Below are 19,842 nucleotides of genomic sequence, written 5' to 3'. Positions count from 1 at the left end.
TGCAGATAAAAAAATGCCACCCGAGGGTGGCAGTGAAAGATGACGGAACTTGAGCAAAGCGTTCAGCGAAAACCGGTCGTCTTCGCCTGCATAGAGCAATACAGGAACCGTGCCAATCCGGCAAAAGCCCCCGTATCCCTCCACGTCATGGGCAAACCACGACAGCACTGCCCCATGATGGTAGAATCTCGCGGTTTCACATTTATGAAGAGTCGACGCCATGCCCTGGATACAAATTCGAATCAACGCCACTGCCAAGACCGCAGACAAGGTGAGCAACATGCTGCTGGGGCGTGGTGCCCAGGCGGTGACCTTTATGGATGCCAAGGATGTGCCCGTCTATGAACCCATGCCGGGCGAAACCCCGCTGTGGGGCGAGACCGAAGTGATGGGGCTGTTTGACGCCGAAACCGATCCGGCCCCCACCATCGCCTTCTTCCAGCAGATCTTCGGCGAAAATGTCGGCTACAAGGTCGAGCAGCTGGAAGACAAGGATTGGGTGCGCGAGTGGATGGATCACTTCCACCCCATGCAGTTTGGCGAGCGCCTCTGGATCTGCCCGAGCTGGCGCGATGTGCCGAACCCCGATGCAGTTAACGTGATGCTGGATCCGGGCCTGGCCTTCGGTACCGGTACCCACCCCACCACCGCCCTCTGCCTGCAGTGGCTGGACGGGCTGGATCTGAGCGGTAAAACCGTGGTCGATTTTGGCTGTGGCTCCGGCATTCTCGGCATCGCCGCCCTGAAACTGGGTGCTGCCCGCGTTATCGGCATCGACATCGACCCGCAGGCCATTCAGGCCAGCCGCGACAACGCCACGCGCAACGGTGTCGCCGACCAGATTGAGCTCTATCTGCCGGCCGACCAGCCACAAGATGTCGAAGCGGATGTGGTGGTCGCCAATATCCTGGCCGGCCCGCTGCGCGAACTGGCACCGCTGATCGCCGGTCACGGCAAAGCGGGCAGCCTGATGGCCCTCTCCGGCGTGCTGGAGAGCCAGGCTCCGGAGCTGGAAACCATCTACGGTCAGTGGTTCGAAATGGACCCGACCGCCGTCAAGGAGGAGTGGTGCCGCCTCTCCGGCCGCAAGCACGGCTAAGCGCGGGCAACATAGACGCCAACCTCATGCCATCAGGGCTCCCGTTCGGGGGCTCTGATTGTTTTGGCCTACCGAGCTCATCCAGGTCCGTGAGCATGGGCTTGATCGCCCTCCCTTCTGATTGTGTTCGTTTGAAAACAACAGACACCTTTATTCCGGTAAGATAGCGGTCCGAGCCAACGCAACCGAGAAGGATTTCTTATGCGGATTGCCATTCTGGATGACTATCAGGATCAGGTGCGCCACCTCCCCTGCTTTGCCCTGCTGGCGGGTCATGACGTCACCATCCTCAACCAGAGCGAACCCGATACAACGCGCCTTGCCGCCCTGCTGGAAGGAATGGAAGCACTGGTGCTGACCCGCGAGCGTACCCGCATCGACGAACAGCTGCTGATACAGCTTCCCACCCTTAAACTCATCAGCCAGACCGGCAAAATCAGCCAGCATATCGACCCGGCACTATGCCAACAGTACGACGTTGCCGTGGCAGAAGGAGTCGGCAGCCCTATTGCTCCCGCCGAGCTCTGCTGGGCGCTCATCATGGCAGCTTCCCGCCATATACCTGCTTACAGCCAGGCGTTAAGCCAAGGCCAATGGCAGCAATCTGGTGACCTCGGTTTGGGACGCACACTGCATGGGCTGACGCTCGGCATCTGGGGCTACGGCAAGATAGGCCAGCGGATCGCCCGCTATGGCAAGGCATTTGGCATGTCGGTACTGATATGGGGCAGTGAGGCTTCGCGCAGGCAGGCCGAGCAGGATGGCTATGCCTGCGCCTCCAGCAAGGAGGCTCTCTTCAGTCAAGCCGATATCCTCACGCTGCATCTGCGCCTGAGCGAGACAACCCGCGGCGCTGTTACCCGCGCAGATCTGGCCCGCATGAAAGTTGACTCTCTGCTGGTCAATACCAGCCGTGCCGAACTTATCGAGCCGGGCGCCCTCTATGCAGAGCTAAGTACCCATCCTGGAAAACGGGCCGCGCTCGATGTATTTGACATCGAGCCGGCGACACAGGAAAGCGAGCCCCTGCTGCGCCTGCCCAATGTATTGGCAACGCCTCATCTCGGCTATGTGGAGCAAAACAGCTACGAACTCTACTTTCGCGTGGCGTTCGAGAATGTGCTGGCCTTTGCCGAAGGCAAACCTGCCAACCTGGTTCTGCCCGTATCGGGTGGGTGATCACGTTACTTCTGTCGTATTGGCGCCAATATCCAAATCCCTGGCAGATAAAGGAAAGCAACCTTCATGAGCGAATACCAGAAGATGATTAGCAGCCAACCGTACAACTGCATGACACCCGAGCTGGCCCAGTTGCGCCGGGAGGCGGCACGGCGCTATCGCCGTTTCAATCTGGCGGAAGAGGAGACAGAGCAGCGGACACTACTGGCGGAGCTGATTGGCGAACTGGCAGAGAATGCCTTCATCTGCCCGCCCCTCTACTGCACCTATGGCCGCCACATCCACCTGGGCAAGGACTCCTACATCAATATGGGAGCGACCCTGCTGGACAATGCCCCCATTCGCATCGGCGCCCATGTGATGATTGGGCCAAACGTGCAGATCTATACCGCAGCCCATGCGCTGGAGGCCGACGAACGGATTCAGGGCACAGAGACGGCGCTGCCGGTCACCATTGAAGACAAGGTCTGGATTGGGGGCGGCGCCATCTTGCTGCCCGGCGTCACCATAGGGCGGGAGGCGATCGTCGGCGCGGGTGCCGTAGTCACCAAAGATGTACCGGCCGGTGCTCGGGTAGTCGGCAACCCGGCCCGGATCCTGCCAGCCAAAAACAGGGCATAAGGCTGCCAACCGGGCCGTATGACGATGCCGCCATCAGTTCACAACAGCCCCGACACCCCATAAAAAAATAAAGCCCAATGTCACGAAGACGTTGGGCTGTTAAAAGGTGCTACGGAATTGCGACTCTCATCGCAGAAAAATTAGAAGGAGTGCCCTTCTAAACTGGCAGGGAGATATTAGCGAATGCGCAAACGTTTTACATAGTGAAATACCACAGGATTGCGAGGTACATCGCACTATTTAAATAATTACCTGCTATGGCGCGCGCAGCCTCTTTGACCCATTTATTTTCCCCAATTTCTCTGGTTACTATTCACGGTTAAACAGAAAAGCCCCGATTTCTCGAGGCTTTGCATCTCTCAACCGCAACGTGGCCGAAAAGTCAGAAACGGCGGACAAACTCATCGAGCGGCAGTTCGCGCAGTTTGCGTGCTTCCAGCATGGGGGTACCGAGATAGAGGAAACCCACCAGCTGATCCTCTGCCGCCAGTCCCAATCCCTTGTTGATCTGCTCATCGAAGATAAACCAGCCGGAGCGCCAGATACCGTTGAAACCCTGCGCCTGCGCCGCCATCTGCATCGCCATCAGGGCGCAACCTGCGGAGAGCTCCTGCTCCAGTTTTGGCACCTTGGGGTGAGCCTGATAACGGGTTGCCACGGCGACGACCAAGGGCGCCCGCAGCGGCGCTTCGCTGCACTTCTTGATGCTCTCTTCATCTTCACCGCGAGCACGGGCCGCGTCCGCCAACAGCTTGCCCAGCCGCTCGCGCCCCTCCCCTTCGAACAGAATGAACTGCCAAGGGGTCAGGGTACCGTGATCCGGCGCGCGCAGGCCCGCCTTGAGGATATTGTCGAGCACCTCACCGCTCGGGGCGGGATCGGCGAGACGGCCACAGGAGTGGCGATTGAGCAACAGGGTGAGGGCATCCATGGGCAATTCCTTCTCTGGGGCAATGATGGCGCTACCTTAGCACAGCACCGAATGAAGAAAACCCCTGAGGCTCAGGGGTTTATCGCACTAAAAAGGGACAAGAGGGCACAGTTGGCTAGATGATCGCAGCCAGCTCGGCCCCTTGCCGGATAGCACGCTTGGCATCCAGTTCGGTAGCCACGTCGGCTCCGCCGATGATATGCACCGGCTTGCCTGCCGCCTGCAACCCGGCCTGCAGTTCTTTAAGGGGCTCCTGCCCGGCGCAGACGATAACCTGATCCACCGGCAGACACTGCTTGGTCTCGCCCACCTGAATGTGCAAGCCCTCGTCATCGATCCCCAGATATTGCACCCCGGAGAGCATCTGCACCTTGCGGTTCTTGAGCACGGTACGGTGGATCCAGCCGGTTGTCTTGCCAAGTCCGTCACCCACCTTGCTCTCCTTGCGCTGGAGCAGCCAGATCTGGCGCTCGGGGGCGTCGATTTCAGGAGCCGTGAGGCCACCGCGCTCGCCAAGCTGTTTGTCGATGCCCCACTCCTTGAGCCAGTGATCACGGTGCCCATCGGCATCCGTCTCCACCTTCTTCTCTACCCTTTTCTCCACAAGGAATTCGGCCACATCGAAGCCGATGCCGCCTGCACCGATCACCGCCACCTTCTGGCCGACCGGTTTGTGATCCCGCAATACGTCGAGATAACTCATCACCTTGGGATGTTCGATGCCCGGAATATTGGGGGTGCGCGGACGAATACCGGTAGCGAGGATCACCTCGTCAAAACCGCCGCCGAGCAGGCTCTCGGCACTCTGGCGCTGGCCCAGATAGAGCTCTACGCCGCACTTCTCCAGCCGTTTGGCGAAATAGCGCAGAGTCTCGTGAAACTCCTCCTTGCCCGGGATCTGCTTGGCGAAGTTGAACTGGCCGCCGATTTCGCTGGCCTGATCGAACAGGCTCACCTGATGACCGCGCTCGGCAGCGTAGCAGGCAAACGCCAGCCCGGCCGGGCCCGCCCCCACGACCGCCAGCTTCTTGGGCTGGGGCACGCGGCCAAAGGTCAGCTCGGTCTCGAAGCAGGCGCGGGGATTCACCAGACAGGAGGCGCGCTTCTGCTTGAACACATGGTCAAGGCAAGCTTGATTGCAGGCGATGCAGGTGTTGATCTCGTCCGCCCGGTTCTCGGCAGCCTTGATGACAAATTCGGGATCCGCCAGGAAGGGGCGCGCCATGGAGACCATATCCGCCTCGCCACCCGCCAGAATGCGTTCGGCCACCTCGGGGGTGTTGATACGGTTGGTGGTAATGAGGGGCACCTTGAGGTGTTTTTTCAGCTCGGCGGTCACCCAGCTGAAGGCGCCGCGCGGCACACTGGTGGCGATGGTGGGAATGCGCGCCTCGTGCCAACCGATGCCAGTGTTGATCAGGGTCACCCCCACCGCTTCCAGCGCTTTGCCAAGGGCAATCACCTCTTCCAGGGTCGAACCCTGTTCCACCAGATCCAGCATGGAGAGGCGGAAGATAATGATGAAGTCGGTGCCGACCCGCTCGCGGATGGCGCGGACAATCTCCACCGGGAAGCGCATCCGGTTTTCACTGCTGCCGCCCCAACCATCGGTGCGCTTGTTGGTGCGCTCGCAAATGAACTGGTTGATGAGATAACCTTCCGAGCCCATCACCTCGACGCCGTCATAACCGGCCGCCTTGGCCAGCGCTGCTGTAGCCGCGAAGTCGCGAATAGTGCCGCGGATCTGCCGCTCGCTCATGGCGCGCGGTTTGAACGGAGAGATGGGGGCCTTGAGGGCGCTCGGCGCCAGACTGAACGGATGATAGGCGTAACGACCGGCATGGAGGATCTGCAGCGCTATCTTGCCCCCCTCCTGATGCACGGCGCTGGTCACCTTCTTGTGCTTGCTCACCTGCCAGGGGAAGCTCAGCTGGGAGCCGTGAGGTACCAGCCGACCGCGCAGATTGGGGGCAATGCCGCCGGTGACGATAAGACCGACGCCACCGCGGGCACGCTCGGCGTAAAAGGCGGCCAGCTTGTCAAAACCGCCCTTCTCCTCTTCGAGGCCGGTGTGCATGGAGCCCATCAACACACGGTTGCGCAGCTGGGTAAAACCGAGGTCAAGGGGCGTCAGCAGATGGGGATAGCGACTCATGATGCCTTCCTCTTTAAGGCCAGGGTGCATGGAACAACGCCCAACACCCGATTGCGCAGCTGGGTAAAACCAAGATCGAGCGGGATCAGCAGGGTCGGATAGCGGCTCACGATGCCTCCAGTTAATTTTTTGTTATCAAACTGAGGCTAGAGTAAAGAATCGAAAATTCTTTTTCAAACAAATGTTTGGACAATTTTTCAGCGAACAGCCGTGCCCTGAACGAAGATAGGCGGGATCCGCCAGTCGGAAATGGCAATTTCGCCCGCAACTGGTTAATAATGGCTCTTCTCTACCCATTAACAGGGCGATAACGCGACTATGTCTATTTTCAAAGGTCTGGGTTGGTTGTTCCGCAGCCTGTGGCGCCTGCTCAATTTCACCCGGCTGATGCTGGTCAATCTGCTGTTTCTCATCGTAGTGCTGGTCATCGTCTTCAGCGTCAGCCAGAAAGAGGCCCCCAAGGCGCCCATCGAAGGGGCGCTGACCCTCAATCTCAACGGCGTGCTGGTGGAGCAACGCTCCCAGACAGATCCCACCGTACAACTGCTGCGCCAGATGGACAGCAGCGACGAGCAGCCGAGCGAGATCGTTCTCTCCGACCTGCTGTGGGCCATCAAGAGTGCCAAGGATGACGAGCGCATCAAGGCACTGGTGATCAAGCCACAAGGGCTGCAGGGAGCCAACTTCACCAAACTGCAGGAGGTGGCGAGTGCCATCGACTCCTTCCGGGAGAGCGGCAAACCGGTGATCGCCATGGCCGACTTCTACACTCAAGGCCAGTACCTGCTAGCGGCCCACGCCGATCACGTGCTGCTCAACCAGAGCGGCGCCGTGGTGATCGAGGGGCTTGGGGTCTACCAGACCTACTTCAAGTCGGCGCTGGAGAAGCTCAACATCACCCCGCACGTGTTCAAGGTCGGCACCTACAAATCCTTCGTCGAACCCTATACCCGCGACGAGATGTCCCCCGAGAGCAAAGAGGCGAACCAGCGCTGGCTGGATCAGCTGTGGCAATCCTATGTGGCTGACGTAGCCGAGCAGCGAGAGATCGAACCCGAGGCGGTCGCGCCGGGCAAGGATCGCTTCCTCGAGCTGCTGCGCAAGGCCGGTGGCAATGCCGCCAACTACGCCCTCGACAACGGGCTGGTGGATCAGCTGGCCACCCGCGATGAGATGACCCAGGCTGTTATTAAAGAGGTGGGTGAAGCGGACGATCACGGCTGGAAAGGGGTCGGCCTGAAAGAGTATCTGGCCGCAGTGCCCGAACAGTATCCCCAGAGTGGCAAGGATGAGGTGGGTCTGGTGGTCGCCAGCGGCGCCATCATGGATGGCGTCCAGCCTGCCGGTACCATCGGCGGCGACAGCCTCTCCGACCTGCTGGCCGATGCTCGCCGCGATGACAAGATCAAAGCCGTGGTCCTGCGAGTTGACAGCCCCGGCGGCAGCGCCTTCGCCGCCGAGCAGATCCGCGCCGAGCTGCTGGCCCTGAAACAGGCAGGCAAACCGGTAGTGGTCTCCATGGGCAGCTATGCCGCATCCGGTGGCTACTGGATCTCCGCCGATGCGGACAAGATCTTCGCCTCCCCAACTACTCTCACCGGTTCCATCGGGGTATTCGGCATGTTTGCCACCATCGACAAGGCGTTGGCCCAGTTCGGCGTGCATACCGACGGGGTTGGCACCACAGATTACGTCGGCGTAGGCCCGACCCGCGCCCTGCCGGATCACGTCGGTCAGGCCATCCAGCTGAGCGTGGAAGATACCTACCAGCGCTTCATCGGTCTGGTGAGCAAGGGCCGCGGTCTGAGCCCGGAAGAGGCCGAGAAAGCGGCCGAAGGCCGAGTCTGGACCGGCGAAGATGCCAAGGCCCTGGGTCTGGTGGACGAGTTCGGCAATCTGGATGACGCCATCAAGGCCGCCGCCGAGCTGGCCAACCTCAAAGAGTGGCAGGTGACCCCCATCGAGCAGGAGGAGTCCACCAAGGACAAGTTCCTGCGCCAGCTGTTTGACAGCAGTGCCCAAGTGCTGGCCCCCCAGTTGCAAAGCTGGCTGCCGGCAGGATTTGGCAAGGCATTGGTGGAAGTGAACCGCAGTCTCGACCCGCTCACCCGCTTCAACGATCCGCAAGGCACCTACGCCTTCTGCCCGGTCTGTGTGCAGTGATTCTGCCTGGGTAAAACGCTGACTCGAGCCCAGAAAAACGGCGACCATAATGGTCGCCGTTCAGCGTGATGAGAGCCCCTGGGCCCAAGCCAAGGGGTTGACCTCATATCGACATGGTCAATGCACGGACTGCGCCTTGCGCAAAGCCTCCAGCCGCTTGACGTCGAGATGACCCCCTTGACTCTTTCAGCCCCCAAGAGCACCGCCTGCTCAACATCGATAACTACTTCTCTTTTTACTTCAGCCGCGACAAGGTTCACTCCTGCTGTTAGCCCGAGAATGGTCGAACAGCCATTGACTCATCGGCATTAACCCCATGGGCGGCCCTCTTTTTTCTCCTGTGTCCCGTCCTGAATATGGTTTACACCTTTCCCCCCCAATACATGGAGAACCCGATGGGACAAGGTGTGAAACGGACACAGCGCGATTACTCACTGACTTTTAAACTGGCACTGGTCGAGCAGATTGAAAAAGGCGAGCTCAGTTGCCAGCAAGCACAAGCCCGATATGGCATTCAGGGCAATTCGACCATTCTGGTATGGTTACGTAAACATGGTCGGCAAGATTGGAGCCAGGGGGCTTCTGTACGTGCCGGCAGGAGCATCACCATGCCTGACCCCGACAACCAGACGCCAGAACAGCGCATCAAGGAACTTGAGCAACAGCTGGCACTGATGAGTCAGAAGGCCCAGTTCTTTGAGGCCGTCGTCGATGTACTGAAGAATGACTACGGCGTCTCCATCGTAAAAAAGCGACCCGGCAAGTCCTATCGCAGCGGCAAGTCGAGAAGCTGACCATCGTCAGGGCTTGCCTGTTTCTGGGGATAAGCCGGCAGGCTTACTACAAGCGCAATCGGGTCGCCGACGAGCGCCATGCTCAAGGGCTGCAGGTGGTGCGCTTTGTGCGTCAGGTTCGACTGCGACAACCTCGGGTGGGCACTCGCAAGGTGCATTATCTGCTCCAGGGTCAGGATGATGGCGGGCTCAAGGTCGGGCGGGACAGGCTGTTTCAGATATTGGCCGAGCACCGCCTGCTAGTGCAACCTAAGCGGGCGTATCACAAGACCACCCACAGTTTTCACCGTTTCTACCGTCATCCCAACTTGCTCAAGGCGGGGCCAGGGCAGATCACACCGGTGGCCCCGGAGCAGGTCTGGGTCGCTGAAATCACCTATCTGCCAGCCAGGAGCGGGCCGCTGTACCTGAGCCTGGTGACGGATGCGTACTCACGCAAGATAGTAGGCCACCACGTACACGAAGGGATACACGCGGAGTCGGTGGCGATGGCGTTCAAGAAAGCACTGAAGCAACGGTGTGGCAGCGGGGAGCTAATCCATCACTCAGACCGCGGCGTGCAGTATTGCTCGGGACTGTATCAGTCATTACATGAACGGTACGGGGTGAAATGCTCGATGACGGATGGGGATGACTGCTACCAGAATGCGTTGGCGGAGCGGGTGAACGGGATTTTGAAAGGAGAGTTATTGCTGCAAAGCCCGCAGGATTTAACGCAAGCGCGGGAAATGGTGCGTGAAGCGGTGGATATTTACAACGCGGAGCGGCCGCATCATGCGTTGAAATACAGAACCCCCGATGCGGTACATAGGGGGTTCTGAGTAGAGAAATGCTAGTTGAAAATGTGTAAACCTATTTCAGGACTAGACACTGCTTTCTGAATTTGCCCCTCCCGAGCAGGGATCAAATAACGCTCATCCCCCACCTAATACTGTCGATACTGATAATGCGAGGCAATGAACAAGCGGGTTCCTGCCCGCGAGCAAGACAATCAGGAGGTCTGCATGAAAACAAGCGCAGTAGTGTTCACTCTCGCCACGCTGGGCATATCGATGGCACAGACGACCCAGGCAAGTAATACAGGACGCATCGAATTCAGCGGCGCCATCGTGGAGGATGCCTGCCGTGTCAACCAACTAGAGAAGCAGATGCAGGTCACCTGCCTCTCAGGCTCCGCACAAACAACCGAAACAGTTAATTTGCAAAAACTGGCAAGAGAGGCATCCCTGAATCTCTCCCACAGCCAGGTCTCCTACCAGTGGGTCGATGATCGCCACACTATGGCAATCGTCACCGTCAGTCACAAATAACGCCCACTGCCGCTGGCAGAAACAACAACGGCGACTATAGGGTCGCCGTTGTCATTACCGGGTCTCGAGTTCAAGTCATCAGGCTTGAGGATTGAGACGGGTCGGCATACCGGTACGCTGTTCCAGCACCTGCTTGACCACGTTGGAGTCAGACTCGGCGTGGGCGATGAAGCGGGTGATGGCCGGTGTCATCGGGAGCGGCACGGAGGCGGTGGAGTTGAACTCCTCCTCGGTCCGTGACAGCGGCTCGTGCACTTCCATGTAGCGACCGCCATCCGGCTCGACCGTGGTCTTGACCGGCTGGTTGACGAACTGGACGCGGGTACCGACCGGCACGTTGTCGAACAGATACTTGATGTCGTCGGCACGCAGACGTACGCAGCCGCTGCTCACCCGCAGACCGATGCCGAAGGTGGCGTTGGTTCCGTGGATGGCATAGAGGTTGCCGATGTAGAGGGCGTGCAGGCCCATGGGGTTGTCCGGGCCGGCTGGCCAGACCGCAGGCAGTGTGATTCCCTTCGCGGCGTAGCGACGACGAATGTTTTCGGTCGGGGTCCAGGTCGGGTTGGCGCGCTTGCGCTCTACCTTGGTGATCCAGTTCTCCGGGGTGTTCACCCCCAGCTGACCGATGCCGATGGGCAATACCTGTACCACGTTCTTCCCTTTCGGATAGTAGTAGAGGCGCATCTCGGCAACGTTGATGACGATCCCTTCGCGGGGCGCGTTGGGCAGGATCAACTGGTGAGGGATGATCAGGGTGCTGCCCGCTTTGGGCAGATAGGGATCAACGCCCGGGTTGGCTTCCATGATATTGGTCAAACCCAACTGAAACTCGGAGGCAATCTGCTCCAGCGGACGATTGTCCGCAGGCACCACATATTCCAGATTCTCACCGATCAGACGGCTGTTGGCCGCAGGCAGACGGTACTCGACGGCGGCAGCCTGCTGGCTGATCAGCGCAAGTGTGCATAAAAGGGCCGAAGCGGCAGTGCGAAGGGGGTTCATAAAATTCCTGTGTGGTTTCCTGTACCAAATGGGCCGGAGGCCATCTTATCTTCGGTCTGCCGGTGGCGGGTCAACCTGCACCACGGCGCCAAATAACCGAGCGCGCATTCTTTCCCGAGTCGGCCAAAATTTCAACTTCCATATGTTGCTTTTCTTGTTAAAAGTGGCCGTTTTCGGTGTGATGCTTATCAACAGAGCAAAAGCCCCCTTGGCAAGTCGCCATTGAAAGAGAGATGTACAGCATAGCCCCCTCTCTGCGGACCAACCCCGCCCCCGTAGACCACAGCGCTGTGCCACCTGGTGTCACGGTTGCAGCCCTAGCTGAAACGTTTGTCACCTCGGAGGAGATAGGCCAATGTTGACTGTGGCACTTTCATTGGAGCGAAAAGGGGGAAAATAGCGCTTCGACTACAGCAGGGACTGGCTGCCGCCATAAAAAAACCGCTCCGAAGAGCGGTTAATGGAGCCACCAGGCAACCATAAAAGGGACTTCAAGCGTTGTCATTGGAATTACTGGACGGCCGCCTCCCCCGCACCACTCTGCTCTTTGAGGAAGCTGATCCAGGGGGATGCCCGACCGCTGACGTTGCCATTCTGAGCCGCCTGGGTGAAGGCGTTGAGGGCCTCCTTCGGCTTTTGTTGCTCAAAATAGGCGACCCCGGTCAGGAACTTGAGATCCGCCCGCTGTTCACCATTGGCATTGGCTGCCGGTTTGGCGGCCAGCGCCACCAGATCCTGATAGCGTTTGCTCTGGATCATCATGCGCGCCATTTTCAGCTGCAAATCGGCGCTCGGGGCCAGCTGATAGGATTTGGCCAGGGTGTCGATGGCCGGATCCAGCTCCTTGGCCTGATGCCAATAGTTGGCCAGGGTCTTGTAGTTGCTGGCGCTCTGCTCAATCACCCCATCCTTCATCCCCTTCTCCATCACCCGTGCGGCGCGATGGGGAATGCCGGTGAAGGCGAGGTAGTTGGCGAGGCGCTGCAGCTCGGCGGCCTCGGTCAACATGCCGAGGTTGTATGCCGACTCCAGCGCCGCCAGCGCCTTGGCATCGTTACCTGCCTGCATATGCATGGCCGACAGCTGGGTCCAGTACTTCTTCTTCTCCGGGAACATGTTGACCAGAGAGGTCAGCACCTCGGTTGCCGGTTTGTACTGTTTCAGCTCGTAGTGAGCGCCCATCTTCAGCAGATACCAGGACTCCGGCGCTTTACCTGCCGACAGCTTGATCGCCTGATCCACCGCCGGGATCGCGTCACGGTACTGCTTGAGCTGCACGTGGGCGTTGGCCAGCGTGATATAGGCATGGGAGTTGGGCTTGTCATCCTTGCCCTGGTTGGCAAACCACTCCTTCATGGTCTTGATCGACCCCTGATAATTACCCTCCGCCATATAGAGCTGGGCCAGGTTGTAGCGCACCTGCTGGGCCACCGGTGGCGGCAGGCCGCCTGTCGCGATGGCATCGGCAAAGTACTTGGTCGCCTGACCGTATTTCTCCTGCTGGGCGGCCACGAAACCGAGGGTCTGCAATATGACCCCCTTGTCGTAGACTCGCTCGCCTGCGCCGGAGAGCGCATCTTGCAACTTGGCATTGGCCTCACCGTATTTCTTCTCGGTGATCAGCTCCTGCGCCTTGTTGACCGCCCGATAGGCCCGATCCGACAGGGCCGGCTGCTCGGCGGCCCAACTGGCGGTGCTGAGCAGCACCGCCATGGCGACCGGGGCGAGGATCATCTTCTGTAACTTGTTCATCGCCACCTTCCTTAGTTGACCGCAAACTCGATCTCTTGCTGCATACGGCTCGCCTGCGGCTTGCCATCCACCATGGCCGGTTTGAACGTCCACTTGGCGATGGTTTTGCGCGCCTCTTTACCGAGGTCATAGCTGCGCGGCTCTTCCTTGACGATCCGCACGTTGCTGACGGTGCCGCGCTCGGTGACGGTGAACTCCACCAGCACCTTGCCGGAAGCCAGCCCCGCCAGTGCCGCCTTGCGGGGCATCATGGGCTCGAAGGTTGCCAGCGGAATGGCGCCGTTGTTGCCACCGACGCCGCCACCACCGCCGCCGGTACTATAGGCACCCAGCGCGTTGCCACCACCGATATTGACCGGGATGTCGAGCTTGGGCATGTCCATCGGCGCGCTCTCCATCTTCGGCCGATCCGTGCTGGCCACTTCCATCTCGGGAGGAGGTGGCGGGCGCTTGGGCGGCGGCGGTTTGGGCAGCTCCCGCTGTTTCTCTTGCAGGGTCTCCTGGGGCTTGAGGCGAATGAAATCGGTCATGGTGACGTCATCCTTCTCCACCAGCTCCCGGTGATCCGGTGTGATCAGCTTGTTCATTCCCAGAAACAGAAAGAACACCACCACACAGGAGACCGCCAACGATATCAGGTATCTCATAGGTCTCTCTCCGGCATCAGCTGCTCTTGTCTGCCGCGATGGAGATGTTCTGGACACCGGCCATGCGGATCTGATCCATGACCTGCACCACCAGACCGGAACGGGATTCGTTATCGGCCTGGATCACCACGGCGCTCTCCGGGTTTTCGGCCCGCAGTCGCTCGATGTTGGCGCGCACCGCCCCCACCTCGACCACCCGCTTGTCGACCCAGACCTGACCGTTTTCGCGCACCGCGACCATGATATTGCCCTTCTTCACCGTCTCGGCCGTGCTGGCACTGGGACGGTTGATCTCGACACCGGACTCCTTGACAAAGGAGGTGGTGACGATGAAAAAGATCAGCATGATGAACACTATGTCCAGCATGGGGGTCAAATCGATAGCCGCCTCGTCAGCACCGCTGTCGCTGTAACGTTTTCTCATAGCAGAAACTCCTTGCTTGTTCTGTGCCCCCGGCAGGCCATGCCTCGCCGGGGGTATGCATCCTGCATCAACCGTGTTTCAGGTTGTCTTCCAGCTTTTGCACCGCCAGTTTGGCCTTGTGATCGAGCTGGTTGACAAAAAACAGGCCGGAAAGGGCGGCGATCATGCCCGCCATGGTCGGTACCGTTGCCTTGGAGATCCCCGATGCCATCGCCCGCGGCGAACCGGTGCCGGTGATGGCCAAAGTGTCAAACACCTGCACCATCCCCACCACGGTCCCGAGCAACCCCATCAACGGGCAAAGAGCGATCAGCACCTTGATGACCGGCATCCCCTTGTCTACCGCCATGGCGACCCGTGAGACCAGCTCGCGGCGGATCTGCTTGGCAGACCAGGAGAGATGATCGGTACGGGCCAGCCAGGTGGCCTTGGTCTGCTTCACCTGCTTGGGGTAAACCGCCATAAAGTAGAACCAGCGCTCCAGCAACAGGGCCCACATCATCAGGGTCAGGAAGAACAGGGCGACCAGTACATCGCCCCCCAATCCCAAAAACCGGCGGACCGACTCGACTTCTTCAATCAACCAGAACCACATGGGTGACTCCTTACGCTGCGGCTTTGGAGGCGTGCAGACGTTCCTGATAACGGGCAACGAAACCGGCGCTCTGCTCTTCCAGCACCTGGATCAGACGACGGCTCTGGGTCTGCACAATGGTGTAGAGGAACAGCATGGGCACCGCGACGACCAGACCCTGCATGGTGGTCACCAGCGCCTCGGAGATACCGCCCGCCATCAGCTTGGGATCGCCGGTGCCGAACAATGTGATGGCCTGGAAGGTGGCAATCATCCCCACTACGGTACCGAGCAGCCCCAGCAGCGGCGCGACGGAAGCGATCAGCTTGATGATGCTGATGCCCTTCTCGAACTTGGGCACGTTGCGCAGGATGATCTCGTCGAGCTTGGACTCCAGATCCTCGATGTTGTCACCGCGATGGCTCTGGTAGGCCCCCAGCATGTCACCAATGGGGTTGCCCTTGATGATCTGATCAGATTTCAGCTGCTTGCGCATGGACGAGCCGATCAGCGACAGGCGGATACCGCAGAAGATGGCCAGCAGGGTACCGAGCACGCCGAGCACCATGATGACGTAACCCACTTCACCACCCTGATCGATCCGCTCCTTGAGAGTCGGTGACTGCACCAGCAGAGAGAGGATCACGCCGCGAGACGGGTCGATAAAGATGGGCTTGACCCCGTCACCGCCCTGTTCAAACTCGGCGATCGGTTCCAGCACCCCCTTGTCAGGTTGACGGGAAAGCTGCTCGAACTTGCCGGTCTCCGGCACGAAGGTGAGGTACTTGCCTTCGGAGACAGTGTTGAACTCACCGATCTGGGTGACCGTCTTCTCGGCCTGGTTGCCTTCGCCGTAGACCACAGTCGCCGGGATCTGGCTCACCTTGCCACCGTCCACCATGCGGCTGAGGGTGGTGGTCCAGAACGCTTCCAGATCGTCGCTGGAGGGGAGCTCTTTACTCTCGGCCAGACGGGTCAGCAGCGCGGTCTGTTCCGGATGCTCGACCCGACGGGCGGAGGCGTTGAAGATCCCCTTGAACTCACCGGCGAACTGACGCAGTACGCCGAACATCTCACCCATGTTGCCGGAACGCTGGCGCAGGGTTTCAGTCAGCTCGGTCAGCTGCTTGTCATTGGCATCGAAGGTCGCCTTGAGCTGCTCGCCCTTGGCGGTTTCGGCAGCCAGCTCGGCCTTGGCCTTGGCCAGCAGCGCCCCCTGCTCGTTCTTGTCAGCCAGGAAGCGGGCTTCCCGCTCCTTGTTGAGTTGGGATTCGCTCAGGCTGGAGGCCTTGACCTGATTCAGCAGCGCATTGAGATCCACCGGTTTTTCGGCGGCGGTCACCGGCAGGGTGACCAGGGTTGCTCCCGCAATCAGGGAGGCAATCGCAAGTTTGATTCCTTTCATGATGCTTTCTCCGCAGTTTGAACCGGCAGCTTGATCAGAGCGGGAGGCGCCTGCTTCTTGGCGATGCGAAGGCCCTGTTCAACCGCACTGCGATACTCCTGGGGCAACTCTTCCCACTGGCGAGTCTTCTTGTTCCACATCCCGGTCTCATTGCCATCCGGGGATTGATAAAGCAGCGCGATGCGGCCAACCCGCAGGAACTCGTAGGTCTTCTCGCTACCATCCTTGTCCAGGCTCGCCTTGTAGGATTCGATGGTGCGGCTGAAGCCCTCCTCGATCTGGTAGGCCTCCAGGATCTTGCGGTACTTCTCGGAGATGGTGACATCGGCACGGTTCATCAGGTCGGTCAGGGCTGCTACGCGGTCCTCGCGCTCGACCTTCTGGAACGGCAGATCCAGCGCCACAAACTGCTCGAGGGAGTCGATCATCTTGAGCATCAGGGGGACAACTTCGGTGCTGGTCTGATCAATCTGGGCGATCTGCTTTTGCATCGACGCCAGCTCGGCACTCTGGGACTCGACCATCTTGCTCACCTGCTCGTTGTAGGTGCGCAGACTGTCGACCTGACGCAGGGCTGCCTTGTACTGGGCCAGTGCGGATTCGGCAGATTCGGCATAGCTGTCGATCTTCTGCTGGGAAACTTTGGATGCGTTGTCGGTGGCGGCTTGAGCGTCCACGGCCTGACCGGCAGTGGCGGCACTCAGATTGAAGCTGGTCAACAAGGCGGCCGAAACCAGGCTGCCAAGGAGCGCTTTCTTCATTGTAATGGTCCTTGTCTTCATAGGATTACCCTATCTCCGTAACTTCCTTGGACGTTGGGCACAGCCGGCCCGACCGGGCCGGCTGAGGTTGTATATCAACGGGGTTGATTAGAACTTCTGGGTGTAGTCGATGTAGTAGACCCGTCCGTCAATGCTGTAGAGGTATTCATCGTAGGTGTAACCATCATTTGACAGGGAAGGTCCACGGTTGAACATGTTCTTCACGCCGGTCTGGATCTTGGCATTCCAGCTGGTATCGACCGCAACGTTCAGGTTCCAGATGGTGTTGGAAGCAATATGGCCCTCTTCCTTGTCATCCACATAGTCCTGGCTCTGGGAGTCGATATAGTTGGTGCTCAGGTAGGTATCCAGATTCCACAGCTGTGGGAAGTTGGCACCGATCCCGGAGTTGAAACGGAAATCGGGTTTGCCATTCCAGCCCTTCTTGTCAACCATTGGGCCACCAGCAAACAGACCTTCCTCATATTTCAGGATGTAGCTGCTGCCAAAGTCGTAACGCAGGGTGAAGGAGTTGAAGTCGTACTTGTAGTCCGCCTTGAAGTCGATACCACTGGTCTTGAGTTGCCCCAAGTTGACCATGCCGGCATAGACCTTCTCGACATCGCCGTTGGCGTCACGAATGACGTTCGGGTTGCTGCCGGTATTGAGCTCCTGATAGAACTGGGTCTGGGTGGTAGCCAGCTGGATCACGTCATCAATCTTGATGTAGTAGTAATCGAGCGACAGGTTCAGATTGTCCAGCGGATTGTAGGCCGCCCCGATAGTGAAGGTATTGGCGGTCTCTTCCTTCAGGTTCTTGTTGGATTGGCGCGTTGTCTCGTACTGCTCTTCGGAACAGTTGGCAATACCATTGGCCTGGCAGTAGACATAGTCCTTGGCAAAGTCCGCTGACTGGGCATCCGCCGCATAGAGATCATTCAGACCCGGCGCACGGAAAGACTGGGACCAGGAGGTACGGAACATCAGCTGGTCGAGCGGCTGATAACGCAGACTCGCTTTGGGCGAGAAGGCGCTGCCAAAGTCGCTGTACTTGTCGTAACGACCCGCCAGGTTCAGCTCGATCTGCTCGGTGATGGGGAGCAGGCTCTCGATGTAGGTGGCAAACACATCGCGCACACCGCTACCGGAGTTGCCGGATGAACCCAGTACGTTACCCGCTTCGGACTGGCTGTCGTAGGTGTCGGAGTAAACCCAATCGTTATACTCGGCACCCAGATACCAGCTGACCGGGCCAGCAGGCAGTTCGCCCATCTCCCAACCCAGACCGCCATACCACTGGAAGAAATCCATCTTGGAGTTGCGGCTGGTGGTATAAGAGAGATCCTTGGTGGCATCAGCGGAGAAGCTGCCGTTGACGAAGTTTCCACTGTTTACCTGAGTCTGAACCGCCGGCTCCAATACATAGCCATTACCAATACTCTGGTTATCTGTCTTGGAGTACATGTAACCGGCGTTCCACTCCAGATCGCCAACCGCCTCGGTCGGAACCACCCCTTCAAAACCCAGGTTCAGAGTACCGGTCAAGTCGGTCACTTCGTTGTCACGGGGACCGACGTTGTTGAAGCGGTAGTAAACCGTCGCAGCCTTGGCGGTGCTGAAGTTGTTGGCAGACAGGACTGCAGCGCTTTCAGGGGTGGAGCCATCCACGGTGAAGGCACCTGCAGCAGGGGCGAAACGACCAAAACTGGTGACCCGGGAACCAATCATCTGTGGCACGAAATCCACATTGTCGTTGATATGGTAGCGGCCGTTGACATAGACGGTGTCGCGAGTACGCGAGGCGGTCTTGGCTGCGACCTGGGCAAAGTCGAAGCGGCAAGCCGTACCCTTGGTGACAAAACCGGCGCCGGTGCTTTCACAGTCGACCCCATTCAGAGTACGGGTTACGGTCTTGCCAGTTGCCGCGTCTACTCCCTTGATATTGCGACCATAGAGGCTAGGAGACTCAGCCCCCTGCTTGGCCAGATAGTCACGATCCTTGTAATAGATCTCGTCTTTCACATCATGCTCGTAGACCATCATCAGGGAACCTTTCTCACCCGAAATACCGCTGACGATGGAACCACTCTGTTCGTCACCACCTTCCTCGGTCGGTGAACCGACGCGCCCCTGGAATGACAAACCTTCAAAACCCTCTTTGAGGATCACGTTGATAACGCCACCGATGGCATCAGAACCATACAGGGCAGAGCCACCGTCCAGGTTCACTTCCACCCGCTCAACGGCCGCCATGGGGATGGTGTTGAGGTTGATGGCGGTGCCCCCCATGGAGGGAGAACCGGCGATACGCTTGCCATTGAGCAGCACCAGTGTGCGATCTTCACCAAGGCCACGCAGCCCTACGGTGGCTTGTGACTGGGCTGAGCTACCGGAGGATGGAGAGAAACCACCAAAGGAGTTGTAGGAGGCCTGTTTCAGATAATCGGCCACAGTCTGCTGACCAGACTGTTCAATTTGAGCCTTGCTGACAGAGACAACCGGAGTCGCCCCCTCAACATCAACACGGGAGATACGGGAGCCAGTGACTTTGATTTTCTGCAGTTTTTCGACGTTCTGCCCTTCTTCGGCAGATACGGATGGGGCCGCTGCAAGGCTCGCCAAGGCGAACGCAATCGCAGCAGAGATTCTGCTCTTCCTAAGCATCGCTTATATCCTTCCTGGTTGTTTATTGTTTGCTTCCTGATACCGCCCTCTTTGGAGCGATGTGTAAGGCTTATCAATCTTTGACTAGCGACGTCAATGGAGCAGGGGTGTAGCGAGGTCAGGCGTAGAATAAGCGGAGTGTATTAATTTTGACCGGCATAATTAGTGAATAATTCTGCCAAAAACAATTCACACAATGTAAAAACATTGTTAAATGGCGTAAATGGCGCTGAATTAAAATTTGATGAACTTATTAGTTAACGTGCTGTCAGTTTATATCTTATTTTGATTTATCGGCCTTAATAAGAATAAAACACTAACTTCATGAGGGTTGTACCTGACCATTCTCATAGGGATA

16 protein-coding genes are annotated in these 19,842 nt (G+C 58.6%); 6 read left to right on the top strand and 10 right to left on the bottom strand.

What is annotated here, in order from left to right; all coding sequences use genetic code 11:
- Positions 1 to 220 precede the first annotated feature (220 nt).
- The 3 genes from prmA (at position 221) to G5332_RS13990 (ending at position 2,899) form a co-directional block, all read left to right on the top strand.
- Complete coding sequence (gene prmA, locus G5332_RS14000) at positions 221 to 1,099, top strand: 50S ribosomal protein L11 methyltransferase (protein ID WP_042080614.1); 879 nt, start codon at positions 221 to 223, stop codon at positions 1,097 to 1,099.
- A gap of 201 nt (positions 1,100 to 1,300) precedes the next feature.
- Positions 1,301 to 2,278, top strand: coding sequence for a D-2-hydroxyacid dehydrogenase family protein (locus G5332_RS13995; protein ID WP_421172934.1), 978 nt, complete (start codon positions 1,301 to 1,303; stop codon positions 2,276 to 2,278).
- A gap of 66 nt (positions 2,279 to 2,344) precedes the next feature.
- Entirely contained in the window at positions 2,345 to 2,899 is a 555-nt protein-coding gene (locus G5332_RS13990) for a sugar O-acetyltransferase (protein ID WP_421172933.1), read from the top strand.
- 382 nt (positions 2,900 to 3,281) lie between these two features.
- On the opposite strand, the gene G5332_RS13985 is transcribed toward G5332_RS13990, so the two are convergent.
- Positions 3,282 to 3,830, bottom strand: coding sequence for an NAD(P)H nitroreductase (locus G5332_RS13985; protein ID WP_421172932.1), 549 nt, complete (start codon positions 3,828 to 3,830; stop codon positions 3,282 to 3,284).
- Positions 3,831 to 3,945: 115 nt separating this feature from the next.
- The gene (locus tag G5332_RS13980; RefSeq protein WP_421172931.1) at positions 3,946 to 5,985 is read right to left on the bottom strand and encodes an FAD-dependent oxidoreductase; all 2,040 of its coding nucleotides are present in this window, start codon (positions 5,983 to 5,985) and stop codon (positions 3,946 to 3,948) included.
- Positions 5,986 to 6,303: 318 nt separating this feature from the next.
- Here G5332_RS13980 and sppA point away from each other — a divergent pair, with 318 nt between their 5' ends.
- The 3 genes from sppA to G5332_RS13965 all read left to right on the top strand — a co-directional run bounded on the left by sppA (position 6,304) and on the right by G5332_RS13965 (position 10,252).
- Entirely contained in the window at positions 6,304 to 8,148 is a 1,845-nt protein-coding gene (gene sppA, locus G5332_RS13975; RefSeq protein ID WP_421172930.1) for a signal peptide peptidase SppA, read from the top strand.
- 395 nt (positions 8,149 to 8,543) lie between these two features.
- Positions 8,544 to 9,763 (top strand): IS3 family transposase gene (locus G5332_RS13970; protein WP_421311301.1). Its coding sequence is split into 2 segments (ribosomal slippage): positions 8,544 to 8,892 and positions 8,892 to 9,763, totalling 1,221 coding nucleotides; the frame shifts between segments, so codons are not numbered across the junction.
- A gap of 183 nt (positions 9,764 to 9,946) precedes the next feature.
- Positions 9,947 to 10,252 carry a type 1 fimbrial protein gene (locus tag G5332_RS13965; RefSeq protein WP_421231782.1) on the top strand — a complete coding sequence of 102 codons (306 nt, stop codon included), beginning with the start codon at positions 9,947 to 9,949 and terminating at the stop codon, positions 10,250 to 10,252.
- Positions 10,253 to 10,330: 78 nt separating this feature from the next.
- Here the strand turns inward: G5332_RS13965 and G5332_RS13960 are convergent, their stop codons facing one another.
- From G5332_RS13960 to G5332_RS13925, 8 genes are all read right to left on the bottom strand, one after another.
- The gene (locus tag G5332_RS13960) at positions 10,331 to 11,257 is read right to left on the bottom strand and encodes a L,D-transpeptidase family protein (protein ID WP_216951980.1); all 927 of its coding nucleotides are present in this window, start codon (positions 11,255 to 11,257) and stop codon (positions 10,331 to 10,333) included.
- Between the two features lie 510 nt (positions 11,258 to 11,767).
- Positions 11,768 to 13,009 (bottom strand): tetratricopeptide repeat protein, encoded by a 1,242-nt coding sequence (locus tag G5332_RS13955; RefSeq protein WP_421250016.1) that lies wholly within the window; start codon positions 13,007 to 13,009, stop codon positions 11,768 to 11,770.
- An 11-nt stretch (positions 13,010 to 13,020) separates the two neighbouring features.
- Complete coding sequence (locus tag G5332_RS13950; RefSeq protein WP_005343441.1) at positions 13,021 to 13,656, bottom strand: energy transducer TonB; 636 nt, start codon at positions 13,654 to 13,656, stop codon at positions 13,021 to 13,023.
- Positions 13,657 to 13,672: 16 nt separating this feature from the next.
- On the bottom strand, positions 13,673 to 14,080 hold the full coding sequence (locus G5332_RS13945; RefSeq protein ID WP_005338933.1) for an ExbD/TolR family protein: 408 nt from the start codon (positions 14,078 to 14,080) through the stop codon (positions 13,673 to 13,675).
- A 67-nt stretch (positions 14,081 to 14,147) separates the two neighbouring features.
- Complete coding sequence (locus G5332_RS13940; RefSeq protein WP_005338936.1) at positions 14,148 to 14,675, bottom strand: MotA/TolQ/ExbB proton channel family protein; 528 nt, start codon at positions 14,673 to 14,675, stop codon at positions 14,148 to 14,150.
- Between the two features lie 10 nt (positions 14,676 to 14,685).
- The gene (locus tag G5332_RS13935; RefSeq protein ID WP_107682561.1) at positions 14,686 to 16,059 is read right to left on the bottom strand and encodes a MotA/TolQ/ExbB proton channel family protein; all 1,374 of its coding nucleotides are present in this window, start codon (positions 16,057 to 16,059) and stop codon (positions 14,686 to 14,688) included.
- Complete coding sequence (locus G5332_RS13930) at positions 16,056 to 16,820, bottom strand: DUF3450 domain-containing protein (protein ID WP_005343435.1); 765 nt, start codon at positions 16,818 to 16,820, stop codon at positions 16,056 to 16,058. The genes G5332_RS13935 and G5332_RS13930 overlap by 4 nt, the downstream gene beginning before the upstream one ends.
- 108 nt (positions 16,821 to 16,928) lie before the next feature.
- Positions 16,929 to 19,484 carry a TonB-dependent receptor gene (locus tag G5332_RS13925; protein ID WP_421173210.1) on the bottom strand — a complete coding sequence of 852 codons (2,556 nt, stop codon included), beginning with the start codon at positions 19,482 to 19,484 and terminating at the stop codon, positions 16,929 to 16,931.
- Positions 19,485 to 19,842 lie beyond the last annotated feature (358 nt).

Source organism: Aeromonas sp. 603757 (genome assembly GCF_049171255.1).
GTDB classification, from domain to species: Bacteria; Pseudomonadota; Gammaproteobacteria; order Enterobacterales; family Aeromonadaceae; genus Aeromonas; species Aeromonas veronii_A.
This window is presented reverse-complemented; position numbering and strand designations above follow the sequence as displayed.